Raw genomic sequence first — 13,189 nt, 5'->3', positions numbered from 1 at the left:
TCAGTCGGATGCTTTCTCGGTGACGCGGTGGGCGAATGCGCGATAGAAGTCACGCCCCCAGACCCGCACCACAGAGTTCTTGTGGTCGGCGCTCTGCAGCCGGAAAAGGTCCAGAGCCAACCGGCCGTGGTCCACGGGGATCCCGTCGGTCGAGAGCAGCCCGGTGAGGCTGCGCAGATAGTTCCTGCGTCCGGCGAAGTGACTGGCGCTCAGCAGGGCGTCGTAGCGTGATTTCGCCGAGGGACGCTCACGCATCAGCCTGCCCATCGCGGTTCCGAAGGTGACCCCGGGCTCGTGCATTGGTGTGTTGTTGCCCTGCTGGTGCACCCCGTACAACGTGAGAGCCAAATGAGCCGCCCATTCACCCTTTGTCGGCTGGTCCCGGGATCCGATGAACTGCTCGGGAAGGATCTCCAGGACTGTCTGCCACACGTCCGGGTTGACGCCGGGCGCTTCGTCCACGGCCTGACGCAGCCGCGCCAGGGTGGCCCGGGCGGAGCTCTCCCGCCCGCCCAGGTAGTCCCGCTGCAGTCCGGCGACGTAGGTCCCGACGGCGGCATCCAGCGTTCTCTTCTTCGCCGCTGGTCCCGGCGTAATTTCTTCTTCGCGCACCGATACTGATGTCTTGGTCATGATGTGCTCACCTCTCCTTTCAAAATCTCCAGGTTGTCGTGAAGTTTCGACATGATCCACGCCTCGTACCGCGCGGACGAGTGCAGAATCATCTTTCCCACCTCGCTCTGTTCACTGCGGCCGATAGCCGCACGGGGCCCCGCCGCATCCACGGCCTGCTCCACGAACCGTCGAGTCACCGCGACCATGCGGCGGGCCCACTCCTCTTCGGCGTCCCGTGGATCGGGCAGGTCCCCCAGGTAGCTCAACCACTCCACGAACTCCGTCTCGAGTGCTGCCAGCCATGCCTGAACGGGTGCTGTCGGCGCTTCCTCGGGTGAGGCCCCGGCGCAGACGAGCAGCTGTTTGTGGAACCACGACATGCTGCCGCGGAAGGACATGACCCGCTGAATCACCCGCACTGCCGTTTCCCGCAGCTGCCCTGCGTCATCTCCCAGGAGCCGCACGTTGACGGGGTAGGTCTCGGAGATCTCGCTGCTGACGACGGCGTCCTGGGTTCCGTAGCTGACACCGGTGAGCCGCACCATCGTGCGTTCCTTCCCGTATCTCTGGGCGATTGGCAACGCGAGGTCCGTCCGGAGCTGAGTCACCAGGGCAGGCTTCTTGTCCTGCCCCGGCTCCGTGCCGTCCTCCGAGAAGATGCTCTGGATCCCACGCCAGACCGTCAGCTCAGGATCGTGCGCCTTGGGGAAGAAGACGTTCATACCGGCCTTCTTCGACTGAACGACCGAATATCTGTAGGCCGTGGTGGGGTCCGCAAAGTTGTTTGCCCGCTGGACCTTGTCCCCATTGCAGATCAGGACACCCTCAACATATTTTCCGTCAGTGCTGGGGAACAGGCGTATTCTCCGCTGCTGCCACGTCAGAACATCGACCACGCCCTCGGGCAGCACCTCTTCCACGGCGCGAGGCGCTGCGCCATTCGGTGCGCGTTCCCACGGCGGGAGATCAGCCTCGATGTCCTGGAATTCCCTGAGCAGTTCCTCGACCGGGAGGTTCAGAACCAATGTGTCCCGCAGCGTCGGCCCCAGGATTTGAACCGAACCGATAGCTCCCGCCCAGCCCGTGCCGATGGGATACCCCTTGCTTCCCTTGACTCGGGGATCACCCACGGCACCGGATTTGATCCCGGAGATGTCGTAGGCCTGGGTCGAGATGAGCCACCGCGCGGCCACGGCGGTGGGAAGCCGACGTCCTGCCGCTGCGGTCGAGGTCGAGAAGAGCCCCGGCCCCACGTCAGGAATCAGCACAGAGGCGTCCGGGTGCTCGCCCTTGGCCGTTCGGAGATCCGCGACCTGGAAGAACGGCGCCACGGGGTCGAAGAGGTCGAACCGCGCTTCCTGTTCGACGAGGTACTTGTCCACCAGCTCACCGAGCTCCGGCGCCCCCTGAACGTCTTCCCAGACCTCGACCGGATCGGAGCCCGGAGCGAAGAAGTTGTGCCAGCGCAGCGCGCGGATCAGAACCGCCTCCAGAGTCCGGAACACCGCTTGATCCTGAGTGGGCGATTCACCGGCGAGATCCGTGAACTCCGAAGCCCGCTCGTACAGCTCCAGGAGTCCAACCTCGCTCACGACCCCGTCATTGTGGCGCACTTTAATCCATGGTTCACGCAACAGGTTGAATGTCTGATCACTCACCGAAATCCCTCTTCTTCCTTTGTGTCCCACACGTCGAAATCTACGTAGTCGTCGACAAGGCCACCGACCGGTTCGGACTCCTCCACGCGGTGGATCCCCACCCCACGGTCGTAGCCGAATGGCTTGCCCAGAATGCGCCCGCGCAGCTGCTCGTCCAGCCGGATCACGAGTTGCCCCCGCAGACGGAAGTCCTCCTGCCAGGACCGAATCCCCTGCGCCTCCAGCTCGGCGATGGCTCGGTCGAGCTCCCACGGTGCCACCAACCACCTCGGCAGTCTCAGCGTGCTCATGGCCACGGCGCGAGCGAAGCGCGGAGGCGGCGCTGCCATTTCCGAGAGGAACCACTCTCCCCGCGCGGCTCCTCCCGGCAAGATCCATGGGAGCGGACTCAGCAGTCCGTCCCGTTCCTGCACCACGAGCACCTCAAGAGAGGGCTCGATGTCACGCACGTGGGCCGCGGCCAGCGAATCGCTCCGGTCCGGATCCGAGGCGATCATCCGTTCGAGGGCGCGGCGCATGTCACCGCGGCTCTCGGCGGGCGTTACAAGCTGGAATGTCCCCGCTTTGTGCCGGGCTTCAGCCATTCTCTGGGTTTCCTCCGCTCGCGCCGCCTCATACACGTCCTGCCAGGAATCCGGGACACGAAGATCCCCCCGGTAGGTCTCCTCGACCACGAACTCCAGCTCGTGGGTCAGACACCACGGCTCGCCGGAGAGGTACGGCTGCATGACAGCGAAGGTGGCCAGCAGGACTCGATCCCCGTAGATGCCCACCGCCCCCGACTCGAACTCCGGCAGGCCCCCGGAGGTATCCACACCCCGCATGTAGACCAGCGCCTCCCGCATGGCGCGTGGCCTGTCCGCGTCCGGCCGCTCATGGCGGTGGAGCCGACCGGCCCTTTGCGCCAGGCTGTCCGCCGGGGCCAGGTCCGTGACCAGGAGGTCCAGATCGATGTCCAGGGACTGTTCGAGCACCTGCGTTCCCACGAGAACCCGCCGCGCGGGTCTTCCCGTGCCACGGTGCGCCGCAGGGCCCAGTTCGGCCACCAGCCGGTGCTCCCGCTCGGACCTGTCCCAGGCGGTGAACTGGGAGTGGTGCAGCTCCACGACGTCCTCACCGAAGTGCTCCACAAGCTGCCCGTAGGCCTCCTGCGCACGTCGAACGGTGTTGCACACCACCCCCACCACCCCGCCGTCCTCGGCAAGCGAGGCCACGAGGTTGACAAGACTCTCGAGGTCGTCCGGCACCAGGTTCATCCGCACGCGACGGTGCGTCGCGCGCTGGGTGATGGGGGTGATGTGCGTACCACTCGACCCAGTGACGGAGATCCGCGGATAGGCGGGGACCGACGCCGCCGCCACGGCCTCTCCCGCGCCACGAGGCCCCCCGGTCCCCGCCTTTGCGGCCAGTTTGCCTCGAACCTGCGGCTCCACTGGGCCAAGGGCGGAGTCGAGATGCGGTCGTGGGTTGGCCCCCAGCCCGGAGCGATAGGCGGCCTCCAACTGACCTCGCAGCCCGGAGGCCAGGGTTGCAGAGAGCAGGATGACGGACACCCCGTGCGCGGCGAGCCACGTCAGCGTCCGCTCCATGTAGCTGGACGTGAAGACGTCGTAGGAGTGAACCTCATCCAGGATCACCATCTTGCCCGCCAGACCCAGGTGGCGCATGGTCACGTACCGGGTGCAGAGTGCAGCCATCAGCACCTGGTCGATGGTGCTGACCGTGAACTCCGCGAGCATCCCCTTCTTGCCCGTGAACCACTCGTGGGCGACAACGCTCTGGCCGCCTTGGGCGCCCACTGCCCGTGTCTGCCGGATGAGCTTCTCGTTCCGCGGCTCCAGCCAGGACCGGGAATGGCCCAGGAACAGGGAGTGCGGGACATTCGAATCCATTTCGAGGGTTTCCACCCAGGACTTGACCCTGGCGAACATGGAGTCCGCCGTGGCCATGGTGGGCAGTGCGAACGCCACTCCCCCGCCTCCACGCTGGCCCGCAATGATCTCGGCCGCCATGAGCGCGGCTTCCGTCTTCCCCTGTCCCATCTCCTCCTCGATGACGACCAGGCGGGGGCCCTGCGACGTCGTGGCAGCCTCGACAGCAGCACTCTGACAGGGACGCAGCGACGCACTCTCGGGCCAGCCGAAGCGTCGCTGGAAAGACGGCGCAACGACGTCGTCGGGCACCCATGCGCGGGTCAGCTTCAGCTGCTCGAGGGCCCTGTCCGCGCGCGTTCCATCGCTGTCATGCCGCCCGCTCTCACTGAGTGGGAAGAGTTCCTGGTTGGAGGCAATCCAGTCCGCCATGGTCACCAGACCGCACAGCATCATCTGGTCCGCGATGCCCAGGCCCCCCGCGCGGAAGAGCTGTTCAAGAACGGTCTGAGCTCTCGTCCGATCCATGATGTCGTGGACCATCTGGTCCCACAGCTGACTCCAGGCCGTTCCGTGGCGGTCCAGCCAGAGGGACAGCTGGTGCGCGCGCCCACCGCCCGGCCCCGTGAGGGGGCCCAGTTCACCCAGGCGGCCGTGATGGCACCCTGCGGTGACCGTGACGGATCTGATGGCAGCCGGGTTCGCGTCCGGGACGATCTGGGCGAAGCACCGTCGCAGGATGAGATCTGAGACCTCGGCGTGCTGGGGCTTAGGCACGGGCACGCCGTCCCTGTGAGGAGGACAGCTGGGGAGGGAGCGCACCTGGTCCCACAACCAGCCGTGCTCCGGGGAGCCGTCGATCTGACTCTGGAAGGCCACGTCCGCCTTGCCAATGTCATGGACACCGCAGAGGAGAGCCACCAACCGAGCAGCCTGGTCGAGGTCACCGCCACAGATACCTGCAAGACGATCCTGCAGCTGCCCGGGGAGCCACTCGGCGACGAGCCGCTCCCCCACGTCCGCGGCATCACGAAGATGCTGCATGAGTGCCAGCCACTCCCGCACCCCCAGTTCCTCCACTCCCCGTGCGCGCTCCGACGGAGTCTTGGCCCAGAGCTGCCAGGCGTCCATCGTGAGTTTCACGGGGTCTCCTATGCGTGTCAGTGAGGTGGAGCACCCTTGCCCCATGCGCATTCATCTTCACACACATTTGGAGTAAAAACTAGAGCGTTCCCCATTTTTTCCACCGGCCTTGGTAACCGCTTGAGCCCCACCAGCGTGGGGAGCACGAGCACGTCAAAACCAGAGCGGGCTCACCCCCGCACCGCGGGGAACTGCCCACCACAGTACGACAGCCTGACCAGTAGTTTCACTGCTGCGCTCACTACCCTTGACCCCATGACCCACACCCACCGCTTCACCGGCCACATCGCCGGCGTCAGCACCTCCGGCGGCACGCGCCTGGTGCTCGGCTGCTGGGACCGCACCCCGCAGGGTCCGTTCGCGGACGTCATGGTCGCCCACCCGGACGGCCGCCGTGAGCTGCTGGCCCCCACCGACTGGGTGGCCGACTTCGTGTCCGCCACCTACTCCTTCGACACCGTCACCCGCGTTCCCGTGAGCGTGCAGCGCACCGGGTTCTCCCGCGCCTCCCGCTGGACGGTCACCGCCGGACCGCTCACGTGGCAGTTCAGCGTGGGTCCACGAGCGCCACTCGGTCTGCTGCTGCAGTCGGTTCCACGGCCGCTGGGCACCTCGCTGCCCTTCGCGCGGATCACCAACCTGGTGGCGCCGCACGTGATGTCCGGCGTGCAGACCCTGGGCACCGCGGGCAACGGCCGCACCGAGTGGTACTCCGCCTACGACCTACACACCATCACGTTCTCCCGCGCCACGTGGGGCGGCCACGACCTGGGCACGCTCACGGACATGACCCCTCCCCCGGACTTCGGGTTCAGCTCCACGCCCCGCCGCCCGAGCCTCACCGCGCTGACCAGCACGGTGAGGCTTCCCAGCTCCGGGCGCTGACGACGCCGCACGGTCGGCACCTGCCGCCCGCTCACCTCAGCGCCGCGCCACCCGCGCTTCCAGCCCGGTCCGCACGGACGGCCACTCGTGCTCGAGCACCGAGTAGACCACGGTGTCCCGAAGCACCCCGTTGCGCTCCAGCCGGTCCCCGCGCAGCACGCCGTCCAGCCGGGCACCGAGGCGTTCGATGGCGGCGCGGGACTGCTGGTTGGCCCAGCTGGTCTCGTAGCGCACGCACCGGCAGCCGAGCTCCTTGAACGCGTGGGTCATGAGCAGCAGCTTGGACTCCGCGTTGGTGCCCGTGCCGTGGGTGGAGGCCCGGTTCCAGGTGTGCCCGATGCTCACGCGCGGGACCGCCCACTGGGGGTCGTAGAAGGTGGTCATGCCCAGGACGGCGTCGTCCGACTGGCGCACCGTGGTGAACGGGAGCATGAAGCCTTCCTCCTGCCACGCGAGCCGCTGCTCGATCGCATCCGCCATTCCGTCCGGGGACGGCACGGAGGTGTACCAGCGGTCCCACATGCTCCCGTCCTCGGTGGCCTCGACCAGGCCGTCCAGGTGCTCTCGGGTCAGGGGCTCCAGCCGCACGAGCCGGCCGTGCAGGGTCACGGGTGTCCACGTCATGGGGCCACTGTCTCACGACGCCGCGATGCTGCTCCTCAGCCGGGCCTCGCGCGAGCGCCGGGGCAGGGCACACCTAGAGGTGTAGTCAGTCCATCAGGGTGCTGACATTGTGGAGGGGCACACCCGGTGCTCCATCCGCGGGTGTGTGCCGTCTCTTCGCAGGAGGATCATCATGTCCGCACACGAGAACCAGACACCCCAGGTCCCGGGAGTTCCCGGCACCGGGGACACGTCCCTCGAGGAACCCACCACACCGAGTGAGCCCCTGCCTCCCAAGCCGGACCAGGGTGCGCCCGAGCGGGTGTCCCCCACCGGCGCGCCGACCGATGCGCCCATGTCCAGCATGGCGCAGCAGGGCGAGTACCTGACCACGGCGCACGGTGCCCGGCTGACCAACTCGGACCAGTCCCTCAAGGCCGGCCCGCGCGGTCCCGTGCTGCTGCAGGACCACCACTTCCGCGAGAAGATCTCGCACTTCGACCACGAGCGCATCCCCGAGCGCGTGGTCCACGCCCGCGGCACCGGCGCCCATGGCACGTTCCGCTCCTACGGCACCGCGTCCCGCATCAGCCGGGCGGGCGTCTTCGCGGAGGGCAAGGAGACGCCGGTGTTCGTGCGCTTCTCCACCGTCCTGGGTTCCCGGGGCTCCGGGGACCTGGCCCGTGACACCCGCGGCTTCGCCGTGAAGTTCTACACGGACGAGGGCACGTGGGACCTGGTGGGCAACAACATCCCCGTGTTCTTCATCCAGGACGCCATCAAGTTCCCGGACGTCATCCACGCCGGCAAGCCGCACCCGGACCGTGAGATTCCCCAGGCGCAGTCCGCGCACGACACGTTCTGGGACTTCGTGTCCTTGCACACCGAGGCGCAGCACCACACCATCTGGAACATGTCCGACCGCGGGATCCCCCGTTCGCTGCGCACCATGGAGGGCTTCGGCATCCACACCTTCCGCCTGGTGGCCCAGGACGGCGCCTCCGTGCTGGTGAAGTTCCACTGGAAGCCGCGCCTGGGCGTGCACTCCGTGGCGTGGGAGGAGGCCCAGCTGATCAACGGCGCGGATCCGGACTTCCACCGCCGGGACCTCGCGGACGCCATCGAGGCCGGTGCGCATCCGCAGTGGGAGCTGGGCGTCCAGGTCTTCGAGGACAACGAGGAGCAGAGCTTCCAGGGCATCGACCTGCTCGATCCCACGAAGATCGTGCCGGAGGAACTGGTTCCCGTGGAGCCCGTGGGCCTCATGACCCTGGACAGGAACCCCTCCAACTACTTCGCGGAGACGGAGCAGGTGGCGTTCAACCCGAACAACCTGGTCCCGGGCATCGACGTGACCAACGACCCCCTGCTGCAGGGTCGGCTCTTCTCCTACCTGGACACCCAGATCACCCGCCTGGGCGGGCCGAACTGGAACCAGCTGCCCATCAACCGCCCGCACGCCGCGGTCAACGACATGCTGCGGGACGGCTTTCACCAGGGCGCCGTGCACTCGGGGGTGGCACCGTACCGGCCCAACTCGCTGGACGGCGGCAACCCGTTCGAAACGCCCGAGAGCGAGCACGCCTTCATCGACTACCCCGCCCCTGTGGCGGAGTCCGTCAAGGAACGCGCCCGGCCGCAGTCGTTCGAGGACCACTTCTCCCAGGCGCGGATGTTCTGGCTCAGCCTGAGCGAGGTGGAGCGGGAGCACACCGCGCAGGCCTACGCGTTCGAGCTCGGCAAGTGCTGGGACGAGACCATCCGCGTGCGCCAGCTGCGGCACCTGTTCGCCATCGACCCCTCCCTGGGACACACCGTGGCGCAGGGGCTGGGCCTGCCGGACCAGGAGCCCACGGTGGCCCCGGCCCAGGACGTCCAGCCCTCGCCGTCGCTGTCCCAGGTGGGCGGCACGTGGCCCGTGGACGGTCGCCAGGTGGGCATCCTCGTGGGCGCGGACACGGACGTCGAGCAGCTCACCACGCTCGTCTCCCGGATCGACGCCGCGGGCATGGTCCCGCTCGTGATCGCACCGCAGGGTGGCGAGGTGGCCCCGGGCGTCGTCGCCCACCGCACGCTGCTCACGGCGCGCTCCATCGAGTTCGACGCCGTGGTGGTCACCACCGCGGGGGCACCCGCCCACCAGGTGGCCGCGGGAATGGACGCGAAGGCCGGAGCACCCAGCCCGGGCGACGTGGACCCCCGCGTGAGCCTGCTGCTGAACGAGATGTGGCGCCACGCCAAGGCGATCGCGGCCTTCGGGCCCGGCGTCACGGCCCTGGAGACGCTGCAGATCGGGCAGACGCCCGGCGTGGTTGCGGCGGAGTCCGCCGAGGACGCGCTGGACTCCGTGGTGCAGCTGCTCGGCAGCCACCGGGTCTGGGAACGCTTCCCGACCACCGGTATGTTGGCGTAGGGAACAACCACAGCAGTTCACGGAGTTGCCCGCGGATCGTGACCCGGTCACGGTCCGCGGGTCACCGTCTGCTCCCCCACCCATCGCGTGCGCGGTAGGACACCGTGCACGCTGTGCCAACGATGCCACCCACCCGGTGTGCATCCTCGGCGGCACGTCCGCCAGCGGGCCACACAACCCGCGGGCGGGCCACTCAACGACTTCGTCACGGGAGACCACGATCATGACCACAACCCCCGTCCGCACTGCCGCCCCGGCCGCTCGGGGACCCGTGAGCACCGCCCTCCTGGACGTCCTGACCGGCCCCGAGGACACCCCGGACGCCGCCTACGAGGCGCTCGCGAGCGCCGTCGCCCGCGCCGTGGAGAGCACCGAGGACGTGCTCGCGGACGAGGACGTCCAGCTCTCCCTGTTCCTGCTGTACCTGCTGCACTACGGCCCGGCCGAGTTCGTGACCGGGGACCGCGAGTGGGACCCCGAGCTGCTGCGCATCCGCGCGGTGCTCGAGGAGCGCTTCGAGCGCGAGCTGCGGGAGCGGGTGCCCATGCCGGACCCCATGCCGCAGGACGGCGCCGAGCTGGTGGACACGATGTTCGCCATCACCGGCGGGGCGGAGAAGCCCACCCTGGCCACGTGGCTCGCCCGGCACCCGAGCGAGGAGATCCTGCGGGAGTTCCTGATCCACCGCTCCATCTACACGCTGCGCGAGGCGGACCCGCACTCGTGGGGCATCGCCCGGCTGCGGGGCCGTGCGAAGGCCGCGCTGGTGGAGATCCAGTCGGACGAGTACGGCGGCGGGCGCCCCGAGCGCGTGCACGCCACGATCTTCGCGCAGAGCATGCGCGGCGTGGGGCTGGACGACACCCTGGACCACTACCTGGACCTGGTGCCCGCGCCCACGCTCGCGTCCATGAACGTGATGAGCCTCTTCGGGCTGCACCGCCGGCTGCGCGGGGCGATCGCCGGGCACCTCGCGGCGTTCGAGATGACCTCCTCGATCCCCAACAAGTACTACGGCCGCGCGTTCCGCAAGCTCGGCTACGGCGAGGACGTCACCTGGTACTACGACGAGCACGTGGAGGCCGACGCCGTCCACGAGCAGATCGCCGCCCGGGACCTCGCCGGGGCGCTGGGCCAGGACGAGCCAGAGCTGCTGGAGGACGTGCTGTTCGGCGCGGCCGCGTGCCTGTACGTGGACGGGCTCATGGGCGATCACATGCTGGAGTGCTGGAGCAACGAGCGCTCCTCGCTGCGTGCGGACGACGCCGCTGGGGCGGCTCTGTGAGCAACGAACGCCCCGAGGACTCCCCCGCCGACGATCCCGTGGTCATCACCCCGTGCCCCAACGGGCCGCTGCTGGTGCGCGGGGACGTGATGATCGCCCCGGAGCCGGGAGCCGAGCCGCAGAAGCCGCCGCGCCGCGTCGTCGCCCTGTGCCGGTGCAACATGTCCTCGATCGCCCCGTTCTGCGACGGCTCCCACAAGCTCGCGAACTTCCGCACGCGCCCGCCGCGCTACAACATCGGCAGCCCGCGGGAGGACGCGGACCAGGAGGACTGAGGCCCAGGTCGCAGGGCGGTGTAGAACGGCCCGCACGGCAGCCGCTCTCCCCCGCATCCCCTCCGAACACAGAAGGGCGCCCCGCAGACACGTGTCTGCGGGGCGCCCTTGTCCGCGCGCGGAGCTCAGTTCTCGGTGGCGGGGTGCTCGCCCTTGTTGTCGGTCATGGCGCCGACGCCCTCGTCGGCGGGCTCGGCGTCCACCTGGGTGTCCTGGGCCATGGCCGCGGCCTCGTCCTGCGGGTTCATCTTGATGGACTCTTCCCCGGCGTTGGCGGGATTCTTCTGTGCCACGGTGCTGCCCTTCCTCTGGACTGCTGATCGGCGGGATCACCGACATCCCCATTTTCGTCAGCGTGCTGTCTGCTGACAAGTGGTGGCGTGAGCCACGTTCCGAGGGCAGTGTCAAGCCCACGTCACGCTGTGACATGGGACGACGCACGACGACACATTCCTTGGGCCCGGGTTCGGGCGGTTTCTACGCTGGGGCGATTCGCGCGGCAACCCGCCGGTACCCCGCCGGCACCGCCGCCCGCCGTGCAGGAGGCATCGTGCGCACACTCATCGTGCTGGCCCTCGTGGGCTTCGGAGCGCAGCTCGTGGACGGTTCTCTGGGCATGGCCTACGGCGTGACCTCCTCCACCCTGCTGCTCGCCGCCGGGCTGACCCCGGCGTCCGTGTCCGCCACGGTGCACCTCGCAGAGGTGGGCACCACGCTCGCGTCCGGGTTCTCGCACTGGCGCTTCGGCAACATCGACTGGCGCGTGGTGGGCTTCATGGCCGTGCCCGGCGGGATCGCGGCGTTCTTCGGCGCGAACCTGCTCACCGTCTCCGGCGACGCCGCCGCGCCGGTCATGTCCACCATCCTCCTGCTGCTCGGGGTGTACGTGGTGTGGCGGCTCCTCAGCATCGGCGGACGGCGCCCCTCGTTCCGTGGCCGCGTGCCCGCCGCGTTCCTCGTGCCCCTGGCCGCGGTGGCCGGGTTCATGGACGCGATCGGCGGCGGCGGGTGGGGGCCCGTGGGCACGCCCACGCTGCTGGCCTCCGGCAAGATCGCACCCCGCAAGGTCATCGGCTCGATCGACACGTCCGAGTTCGTGGTCAGCCTGGGCGCCTCCGCGGGCTTCCTGCTGGCGCTCGGCAGCCAGAACATCAACTACGGCATGGTGGTGGCCCTGCTCATCGGCGGCGTCGCGGCCGCACCGCTGGCCGCGTGGCTCGTGCGCCTGCTCGCCCCGCGCATCCTCGCCATCGGCGCGGGCGGGCTCATCATCGTGACCAACGCGCGCACCCTCCTGGGGGTGGACGCCGTCCGCAACGCCCTGCCCGACGCCGCTCCCGTCGTGATCCTCGCGGCTCTCGCCGCCCTGTGGGCCGGTGCGCTCGTGTGGGTGATCCGCCGGGAGGTGGCGGACCGTCGCGCCGCCCCCGTGCGCACGGAGGTGCGGGTGCCGGAGAAGGTGTGAGGGGGACGTGGACCCGAGTCAGCCCTTCCGCTCCCGCAGCGCCTCGATCAGCTGCGGCAGCACTTTATTGAGGTCTCCCACCACGCCGTAGTCCGCGATCTCGAAGATCTGGGCGTTCTCGTCCTTGTTGATCGCCACGATCGTCTGCGAGGTCTGCATGCCCGCCCGGTGCTGGATGGCTCCGGAGACACCCGCGCACAGGTACAGCTGTGGGGACACCGTCGCACCAGTCTGACCCACCTGCGCGGCGTGCTCCACCCAGCCCGCATCCACGGCCGCGCGGGACGCACCCACCGCCGCACCGAGCTCGTCCGCGAGCTGCTCGACCAGCGAGAAGTCCTCACCCACGCCGCGGCCGCCGACCACCACGGTCTTGGCCTCGGTGAGCTTGGGGCGCGACGACGCCGGCGCGGCCTCCGTTCCCGTGACCGTGGCCGCCGGACCGGACACCGAGACCGCCAGCGGCTTCACCTCCGGCGCCTGGCCCCCGCTCACATCCTCGGTCTGCACCGAGTTGGGCGCGAGCGTGACGAACGCGAGCTCCGTGGTGGGCTCCGCCGTGGTGGTGTAGCCGCCCGCGAGCACGGACTTGGTCACGGTGCGGTCCTGCGCCACGCCCACCGCGTCGGTGATGATCGCCGAAGAGTGGCGCACGGCCAGGCGGGCGAACCACTCGGTGGTGTCCGCGTCGTTGGCGCCCAGCACGAGAGTGGCACCGGAGTCCGCCAGGGCGGCGTCGAGCAGGGCGGTGTCCGTGAGGGACAGGTCCTCGGCCTCCCGTTCTGGGACGAGCAGCGTGGCCGCGCCGTAGCCGCCGAGCTCGTCGGCCAGGCCCTCGGGCTGGGGGGCGTGGCTGAGCACGGTGACGGAATCTCCCCCGGCGAGGGTGCGCGCGAGCGTGAGCAGCTCATGGTCCGGGGAGCGCAGCTGACGGGTGTGGCCGAGGTCTACGAGGACGTGCATGGTGTTTCCTCTC

The 13,189-nt window shown here is 69.0% G+C and carries 11 protein-coding genes; 5 read left to right on the top strand and 6 right to left on the bottom strand.

The features are described 5' to 3' along the window. From casB to cas3, 3 genes are read right to left on the bottom strand one after another with little or no spacing between them, the layout of a single operon-like run. Entirely contained in the window at window positions 1-633 is a 633-nt protein-coding gene (casB, locus tag D9R02_RS00810) for a type I-E CRISPR-associated protein Cse2/CasB (protein WP_121566135.1), read from the bottom strand. Further along, window positions 630-2,273 (bottom strand): type I-E CRISPR-associated protein Cse1/CasA, encoded by a 1,644-nt coding sequence (casA, locus tag D9R02_RS00805; RefSeq protein ID WP_164481663.1) that lies wholly within the window; start codon window positions 2,271-2,273, stop codon window positions 630-632. Before casA ends, casB begins: the two co-directional genes overlap by 4 nt. Next, a complete protein-coding gene (gene cas3 / locus D9R02_RS00800) occupies window positions 2,270-5,287 on the bottom strand; it encodes a CRISPR-associated helicase Cas3' (RefSeq protein ID WP_183085926.1) in 3,018 nt (1,005 codons plus the stop codon). The genes casA and cas3 overlap by 4 nt, the downstream gene beginning before the upstream one ends. A gap of 255 nt (window positions 5,288-5,542) precedes the next feature. Between cas3 and D9R02_RS00795 the strand changes: the two genes are divergently transcribed. Continuing rightward, window positions 5,543-6,172, top strand: a complete 630-nt coding sequence (locus D9R02_RS00795; RefSeq protein ID WP_121566132.1) for a hypothetical protein — start codon at window positions 5,543-5,545, stop codon at window positions 6,170-6,172. A gap of 36 nt (window positions 6,173-6,208) precedes the next feature. On the opposite strand, the gene D9R02_RS00790 is transcribed toward D9R02_RS00795, so the two are convergent. Next, window positions 6,209-6,796, bottom strand: coding sequence for a GNAT family N-acetyltransferase (locus tag D9R02_RS00790; protein ID WP_121566131.1), 588 nt, complete (start codon window positions 6,794-6,796; stop codon window positions 6,209-6,211). A 172-nt stretch (window positions 6,797-6,968) separates the two neighbouring features. Here D9R02_RS00790 and D9R02_RS00785 point away from each other — a divergent pair, with 172 nt between their 5' ends. From D9R02_RS00785 to D9R02_RS00775, 3 genes are all read left to right on the top strand, one after another. Then, a complete protein-coding gene (locus D9R02_RS00785) occupies window positions 6,969-9,188 on the top strand; it encodes a catalase (protein WP_121241614.1) in 2,220 nt (739 codons plus the stop codon). Between the two features lie 223 nt (window positions 9,189-9,411). Beyond that, window positions 9,412-10,473: an iron-containing redox enzyme family protein gene (locus D9R02_RS00780; RefSeq protein WP_121566130.1), complete on the top strand. Its 1,062-nt coding sequence runs from the start codon at window positions 9,412-9,414 to the stop codon at window positions 10,471-10,473. Further along, a complete protein-coding gene (locus D9R02_RS00775) occupies window positions 10,470-10,748 on the top strand; it encodes a CDGSH iron-sulfur domain-containing protein (protein WP_019310306.1) in 279 nt (92 codons plus the stop codon). The genes D9R02_RS00780 and D9R02_RS00775 overlap by 4 nt, the downstream gene beginning before the upstream one ends. Before the next feature lie 125 nt (window positions 10,749-10,873). Here D9R02_RS00775 and D9R02_RS12050 read toward each other — a convergent pair whose 3' ends face one another. Then, window positions 10,874-11,041: a hypothetical protein gene (locus D9R02_RS12050; RefSeq protein ID WP_180956144.1), complete on the bottom strand. Its 168-nt coding sequence runs from the start codon at window positions 11,039-11,041 to the stop codon at window positions 10,874-10,876. Window positions 11,042-11,298: 257 nt separating this feature from the next. On the opposite strand from D9R02_RS12050, the gene D9R02_RS00770 reads away from it, so the two are divergent. Beyond that, window positions 11,299-12,213, top strand: coding sequence for a sulfite exporter TauE/SafE family protein (locus tag D9R02_RS00770; RefSeq protein ID WP_121566129.1), 915 nt, complete (start codon window positions 11,299-11,301; stop codon window positions 12,211-12,213). 18 nt (window positions 12,214-12,231) lie between these two features. Here the strand turns inward: D9R02_RS00770 and D9R02_RS00765 are convergent, their stop codons facing one another. Beyond that, window positions 12,232-13,176, bottom strand: coding sequence for an electron transfer flavoprotein subunit alpha/FixB family protein (locus tag D9R02_RS00765; RefSeq protein ID WP_121566128.1), 945 nt, complete (start codon window positions 13,174-13,176; stop codon window positions 12,232-12,234). Window positions 13,177-13,189: the final 13 nt, after the last annotated feature.

The organism is Kocuria rhizophila, assembly GCF_003667225.1.
Lineage (GTDB): Bacteria > Actinomycetota > Actinomycetes > Actinomycetales > Micrococcaceae > Kocuria > Kocuria rhizophila.
This window is presented reverse-complemented; position numbering and strand designations above follow the sequence as displayed.